We start from the raw sequence: 20,563 nt of genomic DNA, 5'->3' as shown, positions 1-20,563 counted from the left end.
GTCACCTGGAACTGAAGAAAGCTTCATTGTATATATCCTTGCCGGATACGCAGGGGCGTTTTTGATGGCGGGTTGGCAGGCGGATTTGGTCGTATTCAGCGGCGAGGACCAAGCTTTTCTCGAAGCTCAGGTACGGCGTCACAAAGCGCCGCGTTCCCTGTCGGATCGCTGTCGAATGATCCTTCTATGTGCCGAGGCACTTCAGAGCAAGGAAGTTGCCGAATGCCTTGGCGTGCACGAACACACCGTTGGCAAGTGGCGTCGGCGGTTCGCGCAGGATGGCCTTGAAGGGCTGACCGATGAGTATCGCGCTGGTCGGCCACGCACGGTATCTGAGGCGCAAGTAGATCAGGTGATCGAGCGCACACTGAACACCAGGCCGGAGGATGCCCCGCATTGATCAATCCGTTCCATGGCAGCCTGGGCAGGGCTGTCGCACATGACCATCCGTCGGATCTGGGGTGCATTCGTCCTGTAGCCGCACCGGTCAGAGACATTCAAGCTGTCCGCCGATCCACTGTTCGTCGAAAAGGTGCAGGACATTGTCGGCCTCTATATGCCCCCGCCCGACCGGGCGATCGTGCTGTGCGTGGATAAAAAGTCGCAAATACAGGCACTGGGACCACGAGCAGCCGGTTCTACCCATGACGCCAAGCGTGTCCGAGCGGCGCACTCATACCTACATCCGAAATGGGAACACGTCCCTGTTTGCCGCCTTCGACATCGCCACAGGAGCGATGATCGGTAAGTGCTACAAGCGCCGCCGGGCGGCCGAGTTTCTCGACTTCCTCAAGCGGACCGACGCCGAGATGCCCGATGGGCCGAACGTTCACCTCGTGATGGACAACTACGCCACTCACAAGACACACGGATCAAGGCTTGGCTGGCGCGCCGTCCGCATTGGCATGTCCATTTCACACGGACATCGGCGTCATGGATCAATCAGGTCGAACGCTGGTTCGCGGAACTCACCCGTAAGCAATTGCAGCGCGGTGTCCATCGGTCCACCGCCGATCCTCGAAGCTGACATCACCGCCTTCATCACCGCTCACAACGAAAATCCGAAACCCTATATATGGGTCAGATCCGCAGCGGAGATCCTTGCCTCCGTCAAACGCTTCTATCAAAAAACAATGAGCCGAACTTCAGATTCAGGTGAGTAGATCCGGCAGCGCATCGTCCTGGTACATCCGGTACAGGATCAGGCTGGTGGCGATCGCCGCTTCCACCGGGCCCACGCCGATCAGCGCGGGCGTGAAGCGCTGTTGCAGGTGGGGGCCATATTCGTCCTCCACTGCCATAAGGAAGAGGACGCGTTGGCCCTCGATCATGGCACAACGGCCTGCGGATTGCAGAGGTGCCATTTGCCGGATCAATGGCCCGGAAATGCGAGTATGGCGGAGGTGGCGATGCCATCCGCCTCCAGCGCAGCCATACCCCCAAGGTCAGGCAGGTCTACAGCGAACAAAGCCATCAGCACACTTGCACCCTGTTCCCGCAGAAGTTGTGCAGCTGCCAAGGCCGTGCCGCCGGTCGCGATCAGATCATCGATCAGGATGACGCGCGCTCCAGCAGGGACCTGCCCTTCATGCAGTTCCAGCCGGTCCGTGCCATATTCAAGTATATAGTCCATACCTACGGTGCGTCCGGGCAGCTTTCCCGCCTTGCGGACCGGCACGAAACCAGCACCGAGAACATGGGCGAGCGCAGCGCCCAGGATGAATCCGCGCGCTTCGATACCAATGACATATTCGGGGTCGAGCGGAGCCGCGATGCGTGCCATGCGGCCGATCAGATCCGCAAAACCGCGGCGGTCCGCCAGCAGAGTCGTTACATCGCGGAACTGGATGCCGGGTTTCGGGAAATCAGGGATGGTGCGGACCAGGGCCGCCAGTTCATCGACGCTCATCATCCCTCCAATGAAAAAGGGCGCGGATTCCGCGAAGAACCCGTGCCCTTTTGCTTAGCATGAGCTGCACCCTGCGATCAGGCGGCCTTCTTCTTATCCGCCCAGATATTCTGGTAAGACATATAGGCCAGGGCGGTCGCAATCAGCAGGAAGACGATCGTCGCCAGGCCCGCACGGCGGCGATTTTCAAGCTTCGGTTCCGCCGTCCAGGTCAGGAAAGCCGCGACGTCCTTCGCCATCTGATCAACGGTCGCCTTGGTGCCGTCGCCATAGGTCACCTGACCATCGGCCGTCAGCGGCGGCGCCATCGCCAAGTTCAGGTTGGCGAAATAGGGATTGTAGTGCAGCCCTTCAGGCGTCTTCGCATCGGGGAAGTGCTTGAGCAGTTCGGCAGGCTGACTCTGATAGCCGGTGATCAGCGAGTAGACATAGGCGGAACCGTCGTGACGCGCCTTGGTCATCAGCGAGAGATCCGGCGGGATCGCATTGTTGTTAGCCGCCGCCGCCGCTACATTGTTAGCGAAGGGCTTCGGGAAATAGTCTGCCGGGACCGGATCGCGAGTGGACATCTCACCCGTCTTGGGGTCGACGTCGGGAGTCTTGATCGCCCATTGCTTGGCAATCGCCTTGATTTCCGCCTCATTATAACCAAGCGCGGCGAGGTCGCGGAACGCCACGAACTTCAGGCTATGGCAGGCCGAGCAGACTTCCTTGAAGACCTGGAAGCCGCGCTGGAGCTGCGGCCGGTCGAACTTGCCGAACGGGCCGTCGAAAGAGAAGTCCACATCCTTGGGGTGCTTGTGGAATTCATGCTCCACCGTCTTGGCAGGCGGTTCGGAGACATAGGCCACAGCGCCCACGAGGAAGGAGATCAGCAGCCAGCCAGCAAAGAAGAGGCCGACGAGAAATGCGCCGATGCGAACCATGTTACTCTTGTCCCCCTCTTAGCCGGCGTTCGACGGCTGCGGATCCGCGCCCATGCCGGGAAGCGCATCCTGTTCGCCCTTGATGTTTTGACGATTGAGCACCGATTCCGTGATCGAGCCGGGCAGCGGCAGCGGCCGTTCAAAGCGCGAGATCAGCGGGAGGATGATCAGGAAGTGAGCGAAATAATAAGCGCCCGCGATCTGGGAGATCATCACATAGGGCTCTTCCGCCGGCGCGCCGCCGCAATAGCCCAGGATCAGCACGTCGATGATCAGTATCCAGAAGAACTTCTTGAAGGTCGGGCGATAGTTGCCCGAACGCACCGGGGAGGTATCCAGCCAGGGCAGGAAGAAGAGCATCAGGATGGCGCTGAACATCGCCAGCACGCCCAGCAGCTTTGCAGGTACGAAGAAGAAATCGACCGTGAAAGCACGCAAGATCGCGTAGAAGGGCCAGAAATACCATTCCGGCACGATGTGCGCAGGCGTCGAAAGCGGGTTCGCTTCGATATAGTTGTCCGGGTGGCCGAGATAGTTCGGCGCGAAGAACAGCAGGATCGAGAAGAGGATCAGGAACACGCCCGCTCCGAAGCCGTCCTTAGCCGTGTAGTAAGGATGGAACGGAACAGTATCCTGCGGACCCTTCACTTCCACACCGGTCGGGTTCGACGAACCCGGAATGTGCAGCGCCCAGATGTGCAGGATGACAACGGCCGCGATCACGAAAGGCAGCAGGAAGTGCAGCGAGAAGAAGCGGTTGAGCGATGCATTGCCGGGAGCAAAGCCGCCGAGCAGCCAGGTCTGGATCGGCTCGCCCACCACGGGGATCGCGCCGAACAGGCCGGTGATCACCTTCGCACCCCAATAGGACATCTGCCCCCAGGGAAGCACATAGCCCATGAAGGCAGTAGCCATCATGAGGAGGAAGATGACGAGGCCGAGCAGCCATACCATTTCACGGGGCGCCTTGTAGGAGCCGTAGAAAAGGCCGCGGAAGATATGGAGATAGACGACGATGAAGAAGAAGCTTGCGCCGTTGGCGTGCGCGTAGCGCATCAGCCAGCCCGCATTCACGTCGCGCATCGTCTGTTCTACGGTGCCGAAGGCCACGAGCGTGTTGGCGCCATAATGCATCGCCATGATCACGCCAGTGACGATCTGAATCACCAGCGCAAGGCCAGCGAGGACGCCGAAGTTCCAGAAATAATTGAGGTTGCGGGGCACCGGATAGCCAGCGCCGACCGCATTGTAGACGAGGCGCGGAAGCGGCAGCTTCTCGTCGATCCACTGCATCACGGGATGCTTGGGAGTGTAATGTTCAGCCCAGGGAAAGCTCATCGTTTCTTACCTCAGCCTACAAGAATGGCAGTGTCGGAAGTGAAGCTGAACTTCGGCACTTCCAGGTTCTTAGGCGCGGGGCCTTTGCGGATGCGGGCAGCCGTATCGTAGGACGAACCGTGGCAGGGGCAGAAATAGCCGCCAAATTCACCGCGGTTCTCGCCCTCCCCCGCGCCCAGCGGCACACAGCCCAGATGGGTGCACACGCCCATGGTGACGAGCCACTGCTTCTTGCCGTCGACGGTGCGTTCTTCCAGCGTCTGCGGATCACGCAGAGAGGACGCATCCACCTTGTCAGCTTCGGCGATTTCCTTGTCGGTCAGGTGACGCACGAACAGCGGTTGCGAACGGAAGGTCGTCTTGATCGCCTGCCCCGGCTGGATCGCCGACAGATCAACCTCGGTCGAGGCGAGCGCCAGCACGTCCGCACTGGGGTTCATCTGATCGATCAGCGGGATGACGACGGCGACAGCCCCCACACCCGCGAAGCTGACCGCGGCGATGTTGATGAAGTCGCGGCGGCGCACCCCATCCCCGCCAGCTAAACCTTGGCTGTCCGTATGTTCAACGCTCGCCATGCATATCAACCCTTGCAAAGACGTCCCTGTCACCCGCCACATTGCCGTTGCCGGCTATGATTATCAGGAAAGTGGCTCCCACGGAGACGGGCCCCGCCTTTCCCCTTGGCGTGGTTCGCGGGCCTGATAGCCGCAGGATGGCGTCTTTGCCAACAGCAATTTGGCCAAGCCTATGACAATTTGCCCCGCTGCATTATGGGCGGGGCATGCGTATTGCCCTCTATCAACCCGAGATCGCCGGAAATGTCGGCGCGATATTGCGCCTTGCCGCCTGCTTTGCGGTGCCTGTGGATATCATCATGCCGATGGGATTCGCCTTTTCCAACGCACGGCTGAAACGGGCCGCGATGGACTATGGCGCGGCGGCCGATGTGACGCGCCACGCCAATTTCCAGGCCTTCGACCACGAGCGGCGGGCCAAGGGCCGCCGCCTGGTGCTGATGAGCAGCCATGCGTCGGAACCGTTGCCCGATGTCCGTTTCCGGCCGGATGACGTGCTGCTGATGGGGTCGGAGAGCGCTGGAGTGCCGGACGCGGTCCGCGATCTTGCGGATGTGCGGGTGCGCATTCCGATGGCGCCGGGCTTCCGGTCCTTGAACATCGCTGTTTCCACAGGCATCGCCGTCGCCGAGGCCCTTCGCCAGACTGGACAATTCCCGCAATGACAGAGATTTTCGAATGACCATGGCCCTCGATCCCCAGCAGCAAGCCGCCCGTGGCTGGTTCGAGTCGCTTCGCACGCGCATCTGCGCCGAATTCGAGGCGATCGAGCGCGAGGCCGGGAGCGACGCGTCCTTCACCTTCACGCCATGGGACCGCGAAGCGCCGGGCCTGACGCCGGGCGAAGGCGGCGGCGGCGTGCGCGGCGTCATGAAGGGCAAGGTCTTCGAGAAGGTCGGCGTCAATGTGTCGACCGTATCGGGAGAATTCGCGCCGGACTTCGCCAGGACCATCCATGGGGCAGAGGACAATCCCGCCTTCTTCGCCACGGGAATCAGCCTGGTCGCGCACATGGCCAACCCGCACGTGCCTGCGGTGCACATGAACACGCGCTACCTGCGCACCTCCAAAAGCTGGTTCGGCGGCGGAGCCGACCTGAACCCGCCCCTGCCGCGCGATGAGGACACGGCCGAGTTCCATGCCGTGCTGAAAGCGGCATGCGATGCTCATGACCCGGCCTATTATCCGAAGTTCAAGGCGTGGGCCGACGATTATTTCTATATCCCCCACCGGCAGGTCCATCGCGGAGTCGGGGGCATATTTTACGATCATCTAGAGAGTGATTTCGACGCCAGCTTCGCATTCACCCGCGCGGTGGGCGAAGCCTTCCTCGCCGCCTTTCCGCCGATCGTCCGGCGCAGGATGCATGAAAGCTGGACGGAGGAGGAATATCGCCGGATGCTGGAATGGCGCGGCCGTTATGCCGAATTCAACCTGGTGCATGACCGGGGCACGCTGTTCGGCCTCAAGACCGGCGGCAATATCGAAGCGATCCTGATGAGCCTGCCCCCCATGGCGAGCTGGAGCTGACGTCCATGCCCGTGACGCCCGTCGCCAATGATCAGATCGCGACGATCGTGACTCATCTGGAAATGCGCGCAAAGCCGATGCCAGCGCCCATTCCGCCCGCGCCGCTTCGGCTCAAGCCGTGGAAGGCCCCTGCCCCCGAAGCCTATCGCGCGCTGTTCCGGCGGGTAGGCGAGCAATGGCTGTGGTTTTCCCGCCTCGTGATGAGCGATCAGGAACTGACCGCGGTCATCCACGACCCGGCGGTGGAGGTCTATGCCGTCACCGACCCGCGCGGGGTGGAAGTGGGGTTGCTGGAACTGGACTTCCGCTCGATGCCCGACTGCGAACTGAGCTTCCTTGGCCTCATCCCCGATCTGACGGGCAAGGGGCTGGGCAAATGGTTGATGGCGCAGGCGAAATCGCTTGCCTGGCGCAAGGATGTCAGGCGTTTCTGGGTGCATAGCTGCACGCTGGACAGCCCGGCGGCCCTGCCCTTCTACATCAAGTCGGGCTTTGTCCCCTTCGCGCGGGAGGTCGAGACCTTCGCCGATCCCCGGCTGACGGGATTGCTGCGGCCCGATGCCGCGCCGCATGTGCCGCTGCTGGATCAGGCCCCTTCGGCCTGACGGTAGAGGCGGGCCAGCATCACCAGCATATAGACCTGCACCACGGTCGAGACGGCAGCAGCAGCGATTCCCCCGGTCAGCCGCGCGCCATCCGGCCCGCCGGCCAGCCCGCCGATCACGCCGAAGATCGCCTGCGCGGCGGAACCGGCGATCGCCGAGAGCAGCGTAAGGATCAGGATGAAGCCCAGCAGCCGCCAGAAATGGCCGCGCGTCAGGGCCCAACTGTGGCGGAGCGAGGCCATCACGCCTTCCGACCCGTCGATCACCACAGGGTTGAGCAACAGCAGCCGCACACTTGCGAACAGCATGATACCGCCCACCGCCACGCCCAGCAGCATCGTCAGCGCCGCGCCCAGCGGCTTTGCCACCAGCGTCAGCGCGACGACGATGATCGCCACTGCGAGCACGGCCGCGCTGAGCAGGCCCGCGACGACCAGGGCCGTGCCCAGCAGCACAGGCAGGCGCGCAAGGCTGAGCCGCAGCGCCTCATGCACGCTGATCCCCGGACGCAGGGCCAACGCGAACAGGGTCAGCGACCCGAACCAGATGAGGATGACGCCCAGCAGCATCGCCAGCCAGAAGCTGGGCGGAACGGCCGGGAACGCATCCTTCATGTTCCAGCCCGCCAGTTCGGGCGGCGTCATTTCCTGAACGACAAGACCGGGGAGCGCGACGAAAAGCAGGGCGACGGGGAACAGCAGGCTGCGTTCGCGCGCGACGAAGGCGACCGCTTCTTCCCACGCCTTGCCGATCGACATCACCGCCATATCTTCATGCCCTGTTCTTTACCGGAAAATCGGGGAGGAGACTTGATCGCTCGCCCCGCCCAAGTCAAGGAAACGCCATGGCATCCCCCTCTTCTCCCGTCAGCGGCGCAGGCGCGCCCGGTGTCGAATGGCGGACAGACTCCGCGCCGGTGGACTATCCCGCCGCGCTCAGGGACATGGAGGAAAGGGCAGCGGCGATCTTGACCGGGGAAGCAGTGGAGCGCGTCTGGCTGCTGGAGCATCCGCCGCTCTACACCGCAGGGACAAGCGCCGACCCGGCGGAATTGATCGATCCGCGCTTTCCGGTCCATGATGCGGGGCGCGGCGGGCGCTATACCTATCACGGGCCGGGGCAACGCATCGGCTATCTCAACATCGACCTGCGCGATCGCGGCCGGGACGTGCGCAACTTCGTCCATCATCTGGAAGGATGGATGATCGATGCGCTGGACGAGCTGGGCATCGCCGCGTGGCGGGCGGAGGGACGGATCGGTATATGGACCGATGATCTGGATGGACGGGAAGCAAAGATCGGCGCGCTGGGCATCCGGGTGCGGCGCTGGGTGACGCTGCATGGCTTTTCGATCAACGTCGATCCCGACCTGTCGCATTTCGGGGGCATCGTGCCGTGCGGCCTGGCCGAATATCCGGTGACGAGCATCGCGGCGCTTGGCAAGCTTGCCTCCATGACGGCGCTGGATGCGGCGCTGGAGCGGCATTTTCCGTCCTTTCTCAATCGCCTGGGCCGCTGCGGCGCGGGGCTTGAGCAATGTGGCGGCGGCAGCTAGGGTCTGCGCCTTCGCCGGGTGGGGGGCCGCCAGGCAAAACCGCTTGAGGAGACCCGGATGCGCGCCGACGCAAGGACGATCTTGACTGCTTTGCTGCTGGGCGGCTGCTCGCTCCTCGCCGCATGCGGGGGGGACGAGAAGGGCAGCAATAAGGTGGAGATGAAGGATCTGGAAGTGGTGGACGGCACCACGACCGACGCCATGACCGATCTGGACGGCGTGCAGAGCGAGGTCCCTGCGCCTGCCTCTTCGGCTGGACCGGCCGCCAATGGCGCGGCGCCGCCTGCCCAGGCGGAACCGGCCGCGAACGCGGCGCAGCCCGAAACGGAAGTGGTGACGGATCAATAAGGGACAAGCGGCGTTCAGGCGCGATATAGGCGCGGGCGGGCAGAAATAGAATTTAAGGCGTGGGCCGAACGGCCCGGCGCTCTGATCAAAGGGGAAGTCATGACATCCTGTTCCACATTGCGGCGCATCTGTTCCGTTCTGGCGCTGACCGTCGCGCCGGTGATCGCCCAGCCTGCCGCGGCGCAGTTCTTCTGGTCGCCGCCCGATTTTTCCGCGCCGCCGCTGACCGACGCCGCTGCGGCCACCGCCCTGGGCCTGCCGGGCGCGACGCCTGAGGAAATCCGTGCGGGGCTGGTGTGGAACCTGCGCGCGGCGCTGAACGTCGCGGCATTGCAGTGCCAGTTCGAGCCCACCCTGCTGTCGATCAGCAACTATAATGCGATGATCGCCCATCATGACGCGGAACTGGATTCGGCGCAGGCGACGCTGCTGGGCTATTTCCAGCGGACCGTGGGCAAGGGCAAGCCGGGCCAGGCAGCCGCCGACCAATATGGCACGCGCATCTATTCCGGCTATTCCACCGTGCAGGCCCAGCGCGGCTTCTGCCAGGCGGCGGCCGAGGTCGGGCGGCAGGCGATCTTCGCCAATCGCGGTTCGCTCAATGAAGTGGCGCGCACCGGCCTTGGTTCGATCAAGAAGTCGCTGATCCTGGCGGGCGAGCAATATTATGGCGAACCCGGACGCGGCTATTCGCTGAAACTGCCTTCGTTCGACAAGAAATGCTGGAAGAAGAACCAGCTTCGGCCGAACTGCCAGGTCGCCTATAACCAGCAGATTGGCGGTTAACAGCACGCCGTTCGCCTGAGCCTGTGGGGCCTCCTCCTTTTCAGAAGGGAGTAGAGGCTTCGACAGGCTCAGTCTGGACGGGGACAGCGTTGATGCATGCGGGCAGTCTGGTGCGGCCGCACATCCGCAGCCTCAGCGCAATCCCAGATATTTGTGCGTCTGAAGGCTGAGCCGCCAGCGGGGACGGGCCATCACCAGATCGATCGCGGCCTGCATGTTGGCGGCCGCATGGGGATCGTCCAGCGGCTGGACGAGGAGGTGATCGAAGGCCCAGCCCTCCATCGCCTCTATGTCGGTCAGACTGTGGCCCGCACCGGGTTGAGGCCAGACCAGCTTCAACTCATTGCCGCTGCGCTGCACGATTTCGCTGCCCGCCTTGGGGCTGATGCAGACCCAATCGATACCCGGATGCGCCGCGATCGTGCCGTTGCTTTCAATCGCGATGGTGAAGCCGCGCGCGTGGAGGGCGTCGATCAGCGCGCCGTCGATCTGAAGCATGGGCTCCCCGCCCGTGATGACGATATAGCGCCCCTCCCCGTCTTCACCCCAGAAGGCCAGAGCGGCATCGGCGAGCATATCAGCGTCAGCGAATTTGCCGCCGCCTTCGCCATCAGTGCCGACGAAATCAGTGTCACAAAACTGGCAGACGGCCTTGCGCCGGTCCTCTTCGCGGCCGGTCCACAGGTTGCATCCGGCGAAGCGGAGGAAGACGGCGCGGCGGCCGCTGTGCACGCCCTCCCCCTGGAGCGTCAGGAACATTTCCTTGACGGCGTAGGTCATCACATCAGGGCTTCGCCGCGTAATCGGTGGGGTCAGGCAGGCCTGCCTCCTGAAAGCCCTTCGCCCTCAGGCGGCAACTGTCGCACAGCCCGCAATGGCGATTGTCGGGCGCCGGGTCATAGCAGGACCAGCTAAGCCCCGCATCGAGGCCGAGCCGGTGCGCCTCTCGCACGATATCCGCCTTGCTCATATGCTGGAGCGGCGCGTTGATGCGCAGCGGTTGCCCTTCCACGCCCGCCTTGGTCGCGAGCGCCGCCATTTTCTGAAACGCTTCGATAAATTCCGGGCGGCAATCGGGATAGCCGGAATAATCCAGCGCGTTGACGCCGATGAAGATGTCATTCGCGCCCGACACCTCCGCAAGGCCGAGCGTCAGCGACAGGAAGATGGTGTTGCGGGCCGGGACATAGGTGATGGGGATGGCCGATCCCACGCCGCCCTTGGGCACGGCGATGTCCGCCGTCAGCGCCGATCCGCCAAAGGCGGTGAGGTCGAGCGGCAGAACGATATGCGACATGGCATTGAGCGCACCCGCGACCCGCGCGGCGGCGCGCAGTTCGACCCGGTGACGCTGATTATAATCGATGGTGAGGGCAAGCACATGAAAGCCAGCCTCGCGCGCCAGCCCGCCCGCGACCATGGAGTCCAGTCCGCCCGACAGCAGGACGACCGCGAATTTTCCTTTATTGGCAACCATGGTCCCGCGCTAACGATCCGGGCGGCTGTGTGCAAGCGGCGCGCGTCAGCGGCAGGCCCCGATCCGCCGCGCCTCCATGTCGAAGGAGAAGGGCGCGCCGTCGGCTATGCCCTGCGAGCGGAGTTGCACCAGCCGGGGCGTTTCGACCCTGAGTTCGGTGCGGCCGCCACCCGCGCCGCCGCAATCATAGCTGACCGACAGGCGGTTGCCCGCTTCCTGGAGCGTCAGCTGCTTGCAGGCGGCGCGAGGATGGCGAAGCTGTACCAGCTGGCGAAGTTGCGAGACGCAGAGCCTGCGCGGGCCGCTGCTTTCCCGTTCAGCGCCCCTTTCCCGCAATTCCCATTCGCCCGGCTCCATGCGAGCAGCGTCAGCCCCGTCCGGCACTGCAAGCAGTGCAGAGGGCGACGTGGCGAACAGCATCGCGAACGCACATGCACCAGCACGCAGACCTTGAGTCATTCCTTAGCCCCCATGTTCAGCGATAGCGCCGCGGGTCCGCCGGTGCATCGTCCGGCCAAGCGCCATGATACACCGCAAATACGGCCATTTGATGCGCAGCCCCCGCGGCGCACCAAAACCCCCGCACCATCATTGCAACTTCGTGTCAGCCTTGTGCAAAACTGTCCAGCGAAACCGGGAAGAGGCGCGAACAGAAGGCGCAGTCCACGCCGATCACGCCCTGCTCATCCGCCATTTCCGCGCGCTCGCTGGCGGGAAAGCGGCTGATGACGCTGCGGATGTGGGCGAGGTCGCAGCGGCAGCCCTTGGTCAGTTCCACCGGATCGGTGACGCGCACCGCCTCTTCCTCATGGAACAAGCGCCACACGATATCGGTCAGCGGCAGCGCGCCGTCGGTCAGTTCCTGATCCTTCAGGGTCACGGCGAGCGCCTGCACATGCTCCCATTCGGGATGGTCGTGCCGTGTGTGCAGCCGTTCGCGGCCGACTTCGCCCTCCGGCAGATGCTGGAGCAGCATGCCGGCGGCCAGGCACCCCTCGCCCGCGTCATGCCGGGTGGCGATTCGCACGACGCTGGGGATCTGTTCGGACTGGAAGAAATAGTGCTCCGCCGCGCTCGCCAGCGAATCACCGTCCAGCGGGACGATGCCCTGATAGCGCTCGCCCGTGACCGCCTGGTCGAAGGTGATGGCGAGATAGCCCTTGCCGAACAGGCCGAACAGCGTCGGATCGGGGCCAAGCTCGGCGAGGCGATCGGCATCGAACTTGGCATAGCCGCGCACTTCGCCGCCCTTGTAATCGGCAACCAGCAGGCTGACGACGCCGCTTTCGGTCTGCGCCTGCAAGGTCAATTGCCCGCCCGCATCCTTGAGCGTGCTGCCGAGCAGCGCCGCGAGCACCAGGGCGGAGGCAAGCAGCCTCTCGACCGGCGGCGGATAGGCATGCGCAGCCAGCACATCGTCGAGCACGGGGCCAAGACGCAGGATGCGGCCACGGGCGTGGCGCGAGGGGATCGTGAAACCCAGGGCCTGGTCGATATCAGCAGTCGGGTTCAAATCAGGCTCCAAAATTAGGCGCAAGGCTGTCTTATGGAAAACCGTCATGCTGAACTTGCTTCAGCACCCATTTCTCCCAACGCGGGGTTTCCGGCAGGGCAGGATGGATGCTGAAACAAGTTCAGCATGACGACTGGAATGACGTCGCCTGTCAGTGTTTGGCCTTAGATAGGACGCATCACCCGAATCTCAACCGAGGCGGTCAGCGGCCCAGAGCAGCACTGACTTTTGCGCATGGATGCGATTTTCCGCCTCGTCCCAGATCAGCGACTGGGGGCCGTCGATCACTTCGGGCACCACTTCCTCGCCGCGGTGGGCGGGCAGGCAGTGCAGGAAGCGCGCGCCGGGCTTGGCATGCGCCATCAGGGCTGACGTGACCTGATAGGGCATCATCGCCTTGAGCTTCTCATCGGCATGGGCCTGGCCCATGGAAATCCATGTGTCGGTGACCACGACATCCGCCCCGGCGACGGCCGCCACAGGATCGCGGGTCAAGGTGATGGCAGCGCCCGCCGCCTGCGCCCTGCCCGCGAAGGCCGAATCGGGCTCATAGCCTTCTGGCACCGCGATCCGAACGCCGAACTTGAGCAGGCCTGCGGCTTCGATGATCGAATGGAGGACATTGTTGCCGTCGCCCAGCCACGCCCATTGGCTGCCCGGCAGCGCCAGGCCATGTTCCACAACCGTCAGCAGGTCGGCCACGATCTGGCACGGGTGCGACATATCCGTCAGGCCGTTGATCACCGGGACGGTCGCGTGATGCGCCATTTCCTCGATCTTCGCATGATCGTCGGTGCGGATCATGATCATGTCGCACATGCGGCTGAGCACGCGCGCCGTATCGGCGATGGTTTCGCCCCGGCCAAGCTGGCTGGTCGCGCCGTCCAGGATCAGCGACGTCCCGCCCAACTGGCGAATGGCCATGTCGAAGCTGACGCGGGTGCGGGTGGAGTTTTTTTCGAAGATCATCGCCAGCGTGTGTCCGGCGAGCGGCGCATCGGCGTCCGTCTTGCCCTTTGGCTGGCCCCGGCGCGCGGCCTTCCGGTCGATCGCGTCGGCGAGCATGGCGGCGATCGCATCGCCGCCTGCATCGGACAGGTTCAGGAAATGTCTGGTCATAGGGCTGTCCCCTTCATCATACCGTTCGTGCCGAGTGGGACCGAGCTTATCGAAGGCCCGTATCGAAGCATTGGCCGAGGCCAGTCCTTCGATACGCCATTTCGACAGGCTCAATGGCTACTCAGGACGAACGGTGAGCAATTGTTTAAGCCGCCTCCGCCTGCGCAAAGCTGCGCGCACCGGCCGACAGTTTTTCGATACATTCGGCGACGTGGCTTTCCTCGATGACGAGGGGCGGCAGGATGCGGACGACATTCTGGCCCGCAGAAACGGTGAGCAACCCATGATCGTCGCGCAGATGCGCCACGAAGTTGCGCGCGTCGTGGCTGTCCTTCAGCTTGACGCCGAGCATCAGGCCCATGCCGCGCACATCTTCGAACATATCGTGATTGGGGATGAGCTGTTCCAGCGCCGAGCGCAGGCGCGCGCCCATGGCCTTCACATGATCGAGGAAGCCGTCGGCCTGCACTTCGTCCAGCACGGCCATGCCGACCGCCATGGCCAGGGGATTGCCGCCATAGGTGGACCCATGGGTGCCGAACACCATGCCCTTGGCCGCTTCCTCGGTCGCAAGACATGCGCCCAGCGGGAATCCTGCGCCGATCCCCTTCGCCACGGCCATGATGTCGGGCGTCAGGCTATAATGTTCATGTGCGGAAAAGGCGCCGGTGCGCGCATAGCCGCACTGGACCTCATCCAGGATCAGGAGCATGCCCTTTTCATCGCAGAGCTTGCGCAGGCCCGACAGGAACTCCTGCGTCGCCGGAGTGACGCCGCCTTCGCCCTGGACCGGTTCCAGCAGGAAACCGGCGGTGTTGTCATCGACCGCCGCGGCCGCCGCTTCCAGATCGTTGAACGGCACCACGGTGAAGCCGGGCAGCAGCGGTTCGAAGCCGTCGCGCATCTTGGGCTGGCTGGTGGCGGAGATCGTCCCCAGCGTCCGGCCATGGAAGGCGTTGTCGAACGCAATGATCTTGTGCCGGTGCGGCTCGCCATTGGCATAATGATAGCGGCGCGCGGTCTTGATCGCGCATTCCACCGCTTCCGCGCCCGAATTGGTGAAGAACACCGTATCGGCAAAGGTCGTATCGACCAGCCGCTGGGCGAACTTCTCGCCAAGGGGCATGCCATAGAGGTTTGAGGTGTGCATCAGCGTCGCGGCCTGATCAGCGATCGCCTTCACCAGCCGGGGATGGCCATGGCCCAATATGTTGACCGCGATGCCGCTGGCGAAGTCGAGATAACGTTCGCCGCGCTCGCCGATCAGATAGCACCCCTCGCCTCGGACCGGGCGTACATTGCACCGGGGGTAAACGGGCATGAGCGGCGTGATCGACATGAGGCCCTCCCTTCGCTGGGCTGATGCAAAAAAGTCCAAAACGCAAAAAGGCGGCCCCCGCCGGGCCGCCCTGTGCGAGCGCTGCCTATACAGAAGCCGCCGAAGCGGTGCAAGTGGTGCTGTGGGCGGCCGATCCTTACAGGCGGACGAATTTACCCGATCTGGTTCCAGGCATCGGCGATTTCCGCGATGATGTCGCGCGCCTGTTCGGCAGGCCGGGGATCGCGTTCCCTGGCGCTGAGCAGCAGCAGGCGGCGCGCCTCGCGGTAGATCTGGGCAAGGCCGGTGGCGATGTCGCCGCCCTTGTCGAAGTCCAGGCTGGATTCGAGCGCGATCAGGATCGACATGGCGCGGGCCTGCTTGTCCGAAACCTTGAGGCGGTCGTTATTGCGTTCGGCGAGCGCGGTCGCTTCCAGCGCGATCAGCAGTTCGTCGAACAGCACCTTGACCAGCGCATGGGGCGTCGCGCCTTCGATCCGGCTGCCCGAATGAACGGCCGCATAGCCCCGCGCCGCGCGGTTGCCTGCATAGCCCTGACTGTAGAACATTATTCCTGACCCCTGTTATCCATTGTCGCTCTTGGTCCACATGGCGACCTGCTGTTCGAGATAGCTCTGTGTGGCCTTGAGCGCGGTGAGCCGCGTTTCCATGGCGGTGTAGACCTTTGACAGCTGCGCCTGGTAATCGGTCATCTGGTCGTTCAGCTTTTCGAGCTGCTCGGCCAGTTGTTCGCCCAGCTTTTCATATTTGGCCTTGGCGGTGGCGAGCGCGCCATCCTTCTGCTGAATCTTGTCGCGCACGCCGTCCATCAGCCCCGCAAGTCCCGGCGTCGTGGCCGACTTGACCGGCGGGTTCAGCATCTGCGTAATCCCCGCCGCGTCGGCGGCAAGCGCCTTGTCCAGCATATCCGTGTCGAGTTTCAACGTGCCGTCGCGATTCGTGGCGACGCCGATGGACGACAGCGTGGTGTAGCTTCCCGACGGGGCAAGCACGGCGGACGTCATCTGCGACAGCTGCCGCTTCATGTCGCGAATCGACGCATCGCCGTTCAGGACGCCCGCGCTGGACGAATCGGCCCCCTTAGCCGTCGCGGTATTGAGCGCCTTCATCAGCGTGTTGTAGGCGTCCACGAACTCCACCATCAGGTCGCGCATGGTGGTGGTCGGCTGCGTCGTCGCCAGCGTGACGCTGGTGCCCGGAGCGGCCTTGTTAAGATCAATGCGCAGATTGGCGATCGCGGTGTCGATGGTGTTGCTGCTATACTGCTGCTGCACCCCGTCCAGCAGGATAATCGAATCCTGCGCCTGCACCTGGCGGGTCATGCCGCCTGCCGCGCCGTTCCAAGTGAAGGCGTCGAGCGCCGTATTACCGGACGTGTTGGTGAAGGTGAAGCTGTTGGCCGCGCCGGTCGCGCCCTTCATGACCAGGCGCGTGCCCTGATTGTCGGTGATGACGCTGGCGGTGACGCCGGTTCCGGCCGCGTTGATCGCGGCGGCAAGATCGGAATAGCTGGTGTTGGGCGCGGTCAGCGTGATCGGCACGGCCGCGCCAGTGCCGACCTTCAACGAAAAGCTGCCAGCGCCAAGCTGAGTCGAGGCGGTTGCGGTCGAAACCGGCGCGGACGCGATGGTCTGCGCGGCGGCAAGCTGCTTCACTTCAAGCTGGGCGGGCAGCTTGGGCGTGCCGCCGGGCAGCGCGCTCACCGATGCGATGCCGGGATCGTTGGAGGCGGGCGTTCCCGCATAGCCGGTGCCCGCCAGCAGGCTGTTGAGCGCATCGGCAAAAGTGTCGAGGGAGCTGGAGGCCGACGCAAGGGCGGAAATGCGCGCATTGTTAACGCTCTGCCGGTCGGTGATCATCTTCTGCTTGGGATCGCGCGCCGCGCTCACCAGGCTGGAGACCAGCGCCGACGTGTCGATGCCCGAACCGATGCCCAGGGCCGTCGAAATGCTGCTGCTTACCGAGGTCATCAACCGTCCTTTCAGAAGTGAGAACGGCTCTAGGATGAAGACCTTTAGGAATGATTTTCATGAAGGAGAAAGATCGCGCGCAGCGATCTTCCTCAATGGCCGGTCGAGAGCAGCTGATCCACCGTGCCGCGCTTCACATGCGCCTGCGCGGCATGGGCGTAGCTTGCCTGCTCCGCGATGCGCTTGCCCAGGGTGACGGCACTTTCCACCGCTTCCTTGGACGCGGGCGGCAGGGGCACCAATATGATCGGGGCCGGCAGCAGAGACTGGATATCGGCCTCTGCCCCTTCAACCGCCTGATCGGTGGAGGCCGAGCGCAGTTCGGCGAGAATATCGGCCACGCGCGCATGCACCTTGGCATATTCCGCCGCGCTTGCCAGATCGTCTTCGGAGCGGGCGAGCGTTGCGGCCGCGCCGCCGTCCTGCGGTTTTCCGCTGTGCGAATCGATGCCCTGCTGGGCTGCAACCGGCTGGACCGCGGGCACGGCCGAAGGCGGCCGGGGCGTGACCCGGTCCACCTGCGTTAAGTCGCTCCGCGAAACATATTCGTTCATGACGCACCATCCTAATGCGTCCCCATGAATATATTACGGCCAGCAATGACTAAGATTTAGTTCACCTAAGAACTTTTTTCCCCTCAGATCTTCCGCCCGTCTGCATCGAAGCGAAGATCGCCCGGCACGTCGATGAAGGGCCGGTCCATCTCGCTCGCCATCCGGTTTTCGACGCGGAAGACGAAGGCGAGTACGGTCGCCACCGCCATGTAGAGCCCTTCATTGACGATCTGCCCGGCGCGCGAGGTGAAATAGATGGCGCGGGCGAGGTCGGGATATTGCAGCACCGTGACGCCATTCTGGTCGGCCAGTTCGCGAATGGCGGCGGCGATCGCGTCGCAGCCCTTCGCCACGACCACGGGCGCGGCGTCCTGCCCCGGCTTGTAACGCAGGGCGACGGCGAAATGCGTCGGGTTGGTGATGATCACGCTGGCTTCGGCAACCGCCTTGCGGGTCGATCCGCTCAGCACCTCGAACTGGCGGCGGCGGATATGGCCCTTGAGTTCGGGGGAGCCTTCGCTTTCCTTATTCTCGTCCTTGATGTCCTGCTTGCTCATGGCGAGGCGCTTGGACCGCTGCATGATCTGCGTGGGAACATCGATGCCCGCGATCAGGAAGAGGCCGCCCGCCATGACGAGGCAGGTCATGATGAACATATTGCCAAGGTCCGACATGGCAGGCGCGATCCCCGCCTTGCCAAGGCCGATGATGGCGGTCAGCCGGTCCCAGATCATCCACACGCCGATGGAGCCCAGCAGCGCGACCTTGGCGATCGACTTCAACAGTTCGATCAGGCCCTGAAGCCCGAACATGCGCTTGAGGCCAGCGGCGGGGTTGAGCTTCGACGCCTTGGGCGCGAAGGCGCCGGGGCGGAAGCCGAGCGAGCCGAGGATGGCGGGCCCGGCGATCGCCGCGAGCGTGGTCGCCAGCAATATGCCGCCCACCGGCAAGGCGATGCCGGTCAGCAGGCTCATGCCGCGCGCGGCCGGGGCGAAGTCGGTGATGTCCTCACGGCGGAAGCGCAGCGCCTCCACCAGCATGTGCGAGAGCGATTCGACCACGGACGGGCCGGTGACCGCGATCCAGCCGATTCCCGCCATCACCACCAGCGCGGTCGCAAGCTCCTTGGACTGGAGGATGTCGCCCTTCTTGGCGGCGTCCTGCAATTTCTTCGGTGTCGGCTTTTCGGTCTTTTCGCCGCCGCCATTGCTGCCCGACATATCAGCGGCCCTCCGCGATCGATTGGGCCTGGTCGAGCCCGGCCTTGAGCGCGGCGGTCAGCCCCTCGCCCATGACCGGCGCGGCGATCGCCAGCAGGACGAGGCCCGCCATGAGGGCGACCGGCATGCCCACTGCGAAGAGGTTCAGCGAAGGCGCGCTGCGCGCCAGCATGCCCATTATGATCTGCACCAGCACCAGGGCGAAGCCGACCGGCAGGGCGATGGTCACCCCCGCGCCGAGCAGCGATCCGCCGAACTGGACCAGATGCCAGACCGCATCATTGCTGAGCATCGCGTCACCGGGCGGCAGCGCCTTGTAGCTTTGCACCACGAAGCTTGCGAGCAGCAGGTGACCGTCCATGCCCAGCAGCAGGAAGGTGGCGAGGATCGACAGGAATGTGCCGACCGCCTGCGTCGCCTGGCCGGAGGACGGGTCGACCATGGCGGCGAAGTTGAGGCCCATGGCGTTGCCGATCGTCTCCCCCGCGACGAAGGCGGCGGCATAGCCGATCTGCACCGCAAAGCCCATGGCGAGCCCGGCCAGCACTTCGCCCGCGACCAGCATCACGCCCTGAAAGCTGGCGATTCCGTCCTGCGGCAGTTGGATGGTGACGCTGTTGAGCGCAGCCATGCCCAGAGCCAGCGAAAGGATGAAGCGCAGCGGCAGCGGCACCGCTGGCGCGCCGAATACGGGCGCGGCGATGAAGGCCGCGCCGGGACGGATCATGGCGATCAGCCATACCCACAGCTGCGTTTCGACGTTCGCGAAGCCCGGCGCGATCATTGCAGCAGGTCCGGTATCCGTTCGAATATCTCACGAGTGAAATCAGCGATTAGCACCATGATCGAACCGCCGAACAGCGCCAGCATCGCGCCTACGACGATGATCTTGGGAATGAAGCTCAACGTCTGTTCGTTGATGGAGGTCGCCGCCTGCACCATGCCGATCAGCACGCCCGCGATCAGCGCGGGGATCAGCACCGGGGCGGCGGCAAGGGCGGTGATCCAGAGCGCCTGCTGGGCGAGACCCATGAAAAAGTCTGCATTTTCCATGAGTTACCTCCGTTCGCTTTGGGCGAAGCCGGGAAGCGGATGCGCTGACCGTTTCTCGACTTCGCTCGAAACGAACGGATGTGAGAGCGTGGCGGCGCTCATGTCGCGAACGATCCGGCCAGGGAGCCCATGGTCAGCGCCCAGCCATCCACCAGCACGAACAGCAGCAGCTTGAACGGCATGGAGATGATCGTGGGCGAGAGCATCATCATGCCCAGCGCCATCAGCGTGGAGGCGACCACGAGGTCGATGATCAGGAACGGCAGGAAGATCATGAAGCCGATCTGGAACGCGGTCTTGAGTTCCGAGGTCACGAAGGCGGGCAGCAGGATCGAGAAGGGAATGTCGGCAGGCGAGCGGAAGGCGGGCGCTTCGGCGAGGTTGGCGAACAGCTTGAGGTCGGTTTCGCGCGTCTGCTTGGTCATGAAGCCGTGCAGCACCTTGCCCGACCGGCTGACCGCTTCCTCGATGCTGATCTGCCCCTTGCCATAGGGGTCGAAGGCCTGGGCGTTGATGGTGTCGATCGCCGGGCGCATCACGAACAGGGAGAGGAACAGCGACAGGCCGACCAGCACCTGATTGGGCGGCGTCTGCTGGAGCCCCAAGGCCTGACGCAGCAGCGACAGGACGATGATGATGCGGGTGAAGCTGGTCATCATGAGCACGAGCGACGGCAGCACCGTCAGCAGGCTCATGAGGATGAGGATTTGCAAGCTGAGCGACAGCGGGCGGCCGTCGCCGGA

25 protein-coding genes and 1 pseudogene are annotated in these 20,563 nt (G+C 63.8%); 7 read left to right on the top strand and 19 right to left on the bottom strand.

Features of this window, described 5'->3' with window-relative positions:
* Positions 1-64 precede the first annotated feature (64 nt).
* Positions 65-1,163: pseudogene (locus tag L288_RS34080) on the top strand (IS630 family transposase).
* Here L288_RS34080 and L288_RS34075 read toward each other — a convergent pair.
* The 5 genes from L288_RS34075 to petA all read right to left on the bottom strand — a co-directional run bounded on the left by L288_RS34075 (position 1,152) and on the right by petA (position 4,751).
* Positions 1,152-1,331 carry a nucleoside phosphorylase-I family protein gene (locus tag L288_RS34075; protein WP_021238700.1) on the bottom strand — a complete coding sequence of 60 codons (180 nt, stop codon included), beginning with the start codon at positions 1,329-1,331 and terminating at the stop codon, positions 1,152-1,154. The pseudogene L288_RS34080 and the gene L288_RS34075 overlap by 12 nt on opposite strands.
* A gap of 41 nt (positions 1,332-1,372) precedes the next feature.
* Positions 1,373-1,909, bottom strand: a complete 537-nt coding sequence (locus L288_RS34070; protein WP_031304485.1) for an adenine phosphoribosyltransferase — start codon at positions 1,907-1,909, stop codon at positions 1,373-1,375.
* 77 nt (positions 1,910-1,986) lie between these two features.
* Positions 1,987-2,835, bottom strand: coding sequence for a cytochrome c1 (locus L288_RS34065; RefSeq protein WP_021238698.1), 849 nt, complete (start codon positions 2,833-2,835; stop codon positions 1,987-1,989).
* Between the two features lie 18 nt (positions 2,836-2,853).
* Positions 2,854-4,173, bottom strand: coding sequence for a cytochrome b (locus L288_RS34060; protein WP_021238697.1), 1,320 nt, complete (start codon positions 4,171-4,173; stop codon positions 2,854-2,856).
* A gap of 11 nt (positions 4,174-4,184) precedes the next feature.
* Positions 4,185-4,751 carry a ubiquinol-cytochrome c reductase iron-sulfur subunit gene (petA, locus tag L288_RS34055; protein WP_030540057.1) on the bottom strand — a complete coding sequence of 189 codons (567 nt, stop codon included), beginning with the start codon at positions 4,749-4,751 and terminating at the stop codon, positions 4,185-4,187.
* Between the two features lie 206 nt (positions 4,752-4,957).
* Here petA and L288_RS34050 point away from each other — a divergent pair, with 206 nt between their 5' ends.
* Genes L288_RS34050 through L288_RS34040 form a run of 3 tightly spaced genes read left to right on the top strand, consistent with a single transcriptional unit; the run spans position 4,958 to position 6,886 of the window.
* On the top strand, positions 4,958-5,416 hold the full coding sequence (locus L288_RS34050; RefSeq protein ID WP_021238695.1) for a tRNA (cytidine(34)-2'-O)-methyltransferase: 459 nt from the start codon (positions 4,958-4,960) through the stop codon (positions 5,414-5,416).
* A gap of 13 nt (positions 5,417-5,429) precedes the next feature.
* Positions 5,430-6,281 carry an oxygen-dependent coproporphyrinogen oxidase gene (gene hemF / locus L288_RS34045; RefSeq protein WP_021238694.1) on the top strand — a complete coding sequence of 284 codons (852 nt, stop codon included), beginning with the start codon at positions 5,430-5,432 and terminating at the stop codon, positions 6,279-6,281.
* A 5-nt stretch (positions 6,282-6,286) separates the two neighbouring features.
* The gene (locus L288_RS34040; RefSeq protein WP_021238693.1) at positions 6,287-6,886 is read left to right on the top strand and encodes a GNAT family N-acetyltransferase; all 600 of its coding nucleotides are present in this window, start codon (positions 6,287-6,289) and stop codon (positions 6,884-6,886) included.
* On the opposite strand, the gene L288_RS34035 is transcribed toward L288_RS34040, so the two are convergent.
* Positions 6,868-7,653, bottom strand: a complete 786-nt coding sequence (locus L288_RS34035) for a membrane protein (protein ID WP_021238692.1) — start codon at positions 7,651-7,653, stop codon at positions 6,868-6,870. The two genes, L288_RS34040 and L288_RS34035, sit on opposite strands and share 19 nt — an antisense overlap.
* A gap of 77 nt (positions 7,654-7,730) precedes the next feature.
* Between L288_RS34035 and lipB the strand changes: the two genes are divergently transcribed.
* The 3 genes from lipB (at position 7,731) to L288_RS34020 (ending at position 9,575) form a co-directional block, all read left to right on the top strand.
* The gene (gene lipB, locus L288_RS34030; RefSeq protein ID WP_021238691.1) at positions 7,731-8,441 is read left to right on the top strand and encodes a lipoyl(octanoyl) transferase LipB; all 711 of its coding nucleotides are present in this window, start codon (positions 7,731-7,733) and stop codon (positions 8,439-8,441) included.
* Positions 8,442-8,498: 57 nt separating this feature from the next.
* Positions 8,499-8,789 (top strand): hypothetical protein, encoded by a 291-nt coding sequence (locus L288_RS34025; RefSeq protein WP_021238690.1) that lies wholly within the window; start codon positions 8,499-8,501, stop codon positions 8,787-8,789.
* A 99-nt stretch (positions 8,790-8,888) separates the two neighbouring features.
* Positions 8,889-9,575 (top strand): hypothetical protein, encoded by a 687-nt coding sequence (locus tag L288_RS34020; protein ID WP_031304484.1) that lies wholly within the window; start codon positions 8,889-8,891, stop codon positions 9,573-9,575.
* Positions 9,576-9,707: 132 nt separating this feature from the next.
* Here the strand turns inward: L288_RS34020 and queE are convergent, their stop codons facing one another.
* The 13 genes from queE to fliP all read right to left on the bottom strand — a co-directional run.
* The gene (queE, locus tag L288_RS34015; RefSeq protein WP_021238688.1) at positions 9,708-10,355 is read right to left on the bottom strand and encodes a 7-carboxy-7-deazaguanine synthase; all 648 of its coding nucleotides are present in this window, start codon (positions 10,353-10,355) and stop codon (positions 9,708-9,710) included.
* 4 nt (positions 10,356-10,359) lie between these two features.
* Complete coding sequence (queC, locus tag L288_RS34010; RefSeq protein ID WP_021238687.1) at positions 10,360-11,052, bottom strand: 7-cyano-7-deazaguanine synthase QueC; 693 nt, start codon at positions 11,050-11,052, stop codon at positions 10,360-10,362.
* 45 nt (positions 11,053-11,097) lie between these two features.
* Positions 11,098-11,511, bottom strand: coding sequence for a DUF3617 domain-containing protein (locus L288_RS0121690; protein ID WP_030540063.1), 414 nt, complete (start codon positions 11,509-11,511; stop codon positions 11,098-11,100).
* Positions 11,512-11,656: 145 nt separating this feature from the next.
* The gene (gene hslO, locus L288_RS34005; protein ID WP_031304483.1) at positions 11,657-12,565 is read right to left on the bottom strand and encodes an Hsp33 family molecular chaperone HslO; all 909 of its coding nucleotides are present in this window, start codon (positions 12,563-12,565) and stop codon (positions 11,657-11,659) included.
* A gap of 189 nt (positions 12,566-12,754) precedes the next feature.
* Positions 12,755-13,684, bottom strand: a complete 930-nt coding sequence (gene argF, locus L288_RS34000; RefSeq protein WP_021238684.1) for an ornithine carbamoyltransferase — start codon at positions 13,682-13,684, stop codon at positions 12,755-12,757.
* A 145-nt stretch (positions 13,685-13,829) separates the two neighbouring features.
* Positions 13,830-15,023, bottom strand: coding sequence for an aspartate aminotransferase family protein (locus L288_RS33995; RefSeq protein WP_021238683.1), 1,194 nt, complete (start codon positions 15,021-15,023; stop codon positions 13,830-13,832).
* A gap of 152 nt (positions 15,024-15,175) precedes the next feature.
* Entirely contained in the window at positions 15,176-15,571 is a 396-nt protein-coding gene (locus L288_RS33990; RefSeq protein ID WP_021238682.1) for a flagellar export chaperone FliS, read from the bottom strand.
* Positions 15,572-15,586: 15 nt separating this feature from the next.
* Positions 15,587-16,993 (bottom strand): flagellar filament capping protein FliD, encoded by a 1,407-nt coding sequence (gene fliD, locus L288_RS33985; RefSeq protein WP_021238681.1) that lies wholly within the window; start codon positions 16,991-16,993, stop codon positions 15,587-15,589.
* 92 nt (positions 16,994-17,085) lie between these two features.
* On the bottom strand, positions 17,086-17,547 hold the full coding sequence (locus tag L288_RS33980; protein ID WP_021238680.1) for a hypothetical protein: 462 nt from the start codon (positions 17,545-17,547) through the stop codon (positions 17,086-17,088).
* A gap of 83 nt (positions 17,548-17,630) precedes the next feature.
* A complete protein-coding gene (flhB, locus tag L288_RS33975; protein WP_021238679.1) occupies positions 17,631-18,767 on the bottom strand; it encodes a flagellar type III secretion system protein FlhB in 1,137 nt (378 codons plus the stop codon).
* A gap of 1 nt (position 18,768) precedes the next feature.
* On the bottom strand, positions 18,769-19,551 hold the full coding sequence (gene fliR, locus L288_RS33970; protein WP_021238678.1) for a flagellar biosynthetic protein FliR: 783 nt from the start codon (positions 19,549-19,551) through the stop codon (positions 18,769-18,771).
* Positions 19,548-19,820, bottom strand: coding sequence for a flagellar biosynthesis protein FliQ (fliQ, locus tag L288_RS33965; protein ID WP_021238677.1), 273 nt, complete (start codon positions 19,818-19,820; stop codon positions 19,548-19,550). Before fliQ ends, fliR begins: the two co-directional genes overlap by 4 nt.
* 98 nt (positions 19,821-19,918) lie before the next feature.
* On the bottom strand, positions 19,919-20,563 hold a 645-nt coding region (gene fliP / locus L288_RS33960; RefSeq protein WP_021238676.1), incomplete at its 5' end, for a flagellar type III secretion system pore protein FliP.

Origin of the sequence: Sphingobium quisquiliarum P25, assembly GCF_000445065.1 — a bacterium.
Lineage (GTDB): Bacteria > Pseudomonadota > Alphaproteobacteria > Sphingomonadales > Sphingomonadaceae > Sphingobium > Sphingobium quisquiliarum.
This window is presented reverse-complemented; position numbering and strand designations above follow the sequence as displayed.

What these genes read in the sequence shown, in the direction of transcription:
- L288_RS34075 (WP_021238700.1), bottom strand. Translation starts at nt 1,331, where the DNA reads ATGATCGAGGGCCAACGCGTCCTCTTCCTTATGGCAGTGGAGGACGAA.
- L288_RS34070 (WP_031304485.1), bottom strand. Translation starts at nt 1,909, where the DNA reads ATGAGCGTCGATGAACTGGCGGCCCTGGTCCGCACCATCCCTGATTTC.
- L288_RS34065 (WP_021238698.1), bottom strand. Translation starts at nt 2,835, where the DNA reads ATGGTTCGCATCGGCGCATTTCTCGTCGGCCTCTTCTTTGCTGGCTGG.
- L288_RS34060 (WP_021238697.1), bottom strand. Translation starts at nt 4,173, where the DNA reads ATGAGCTTTCCCTGGGCTGAACATTACACTCCCAAGCATCCCGTGATG.
- petA (WP_030540057.1), bottom strand. Translation starts at nt 4,751, where the DNA reads ATGGCGAGCGTTGAACATACGGACAGCCAAGGTTTAGCTGGCGGGGAT.
- L288_RS34050 (WP_021238695.1), top strand. Translation starts at nt 4,958, where the DNA reads ATGCGTATTGCCCTCTATCAACCCGAGATCGCCGGAAATGTCGGCGCG.
- hemF (WP_021238694.1), top strand. Translation starts at nt 5,430, where the DNA reads ATGACCATGGCCCTCGATCCCCAGCAGCAAGCCGCCCGTGGCTGGTTC.
- L288_RS34040 (WP_021238693.1), top strand. Translation starts at nt 6,287, where the DNA reads ATGCCCGTGACGCCCGTCGCCAATGATCAGATCGCGACGATCGTGACT.
- L288_RS34035 (WP_021238692.1), bottom strand. Translation starts at nt 7,653, where the DNA reads ATGGCGGTGATGTCGATCGGCAAGGCGTGGGAAGAAGCGGTCGCCTTC.
- lipB (WP_021238691.1), top strand. Translation starts at nt 7,731, where the DNA reads ATGGCATCCCCCTCTTCTCCCGTCAGCGGCGCAGGCGCGCCCGGTGTC.
- L288_RS34025 (WP_021238690.1), top strand. Translation starts at nt 8,499, where the DNA reads ATGCGCGCCGACGCAAGGACGATCTTGACTGCTTTGCTGCTGGGCGGC.
- L288_RS34020 (WP_031304484.1), top strand. Translation starts at nt 8,889, where the DNA reads ATGACATCCTGTTCCACATTGCGGCGCATCTGTTCCGTTCTGGCGCTG.
- queE (WP_021238688.1), bottom strand. Translation starts at nt 10,355, where the DNA reads ATGACCTACGCCGTCAAGGAAATGTTCCTGACGCTCCAGGGGGAGGGC.
- queC (WP_021238687.1), bottom strand. Translation starts at nt 11,052, where the DNA reads ATGGTTGCCAATAAAGGAAAATTCGCGGTCGTCCTGCTGTCGGGCGGA.
- L288_RS0121690 (WP_030540063.1), bottom strand. Translation starts at nt 11,511, where the DNA reads ATGACTCAAGGTCTGCGTGCTGGTGCATGTGCGTTCGCGATGCTGTTC.
- argF (WP_021238684.1), bottom strand. Translation starts at nt 13,684, where the DNA reads ATGACCAGACATTTCCTGAACCTGTCCGATGCAGGCGGCGATGCGATC.
- L288_RS33995 (WP_021238683.1), bottom strand. Translation starts at nt 15,023, where the DNA reads ATGTCGATCACGCCGCTCATGCCCGTTTACCCCCGGTGCAATGTACGC.
- L288_RS33990 (WP_021238682.1), bottom strand. Translation starts at nt 15,571, where the DNA reads ATGTTCTACAGTCAGGGCTATGCAGGCAACCGCGCGGCGCGGGGCTAT.
- fliD (WP_021238681.1), bottom strand. Translation starts at nt 16,993, where the DNA reads ATGACCTCGGTAAGCAGCAGCATTTCGACGGCCCTGGGCATCGGTTCG.
- L288_RS33980 (WP_021238680.1), bottom strand. Translation starts at nt 17,547, where the DNA reads ATGAACGAATATGTTTCGCGGAGCGACTTAACGCAGGTGGACCGGGTC.
- flhB (WP_021238679.1), bottom strand. Translation starts at nt 18,767, where the DNA reads ATGTCGGGCAGCAATGGCGGCGGCGAAAAGACCGAAAAGCCGACACCG.
- fliR (WP_021238678.1), bottom strand. Translation starts at nt 19,551, where the DNA reads ATGATCGCGCCGGGCTTCGCGAACGTCGAAACGCAGCTGTGGGTATGG.
- fliQ (WP_021238677.1), bottom strand. Translation starts at nt 19,820, where the DNA reads ATGGAAAATGCAGACTTTTTCATGGGTCTCGCCCAGCAGGCGCTCTGG.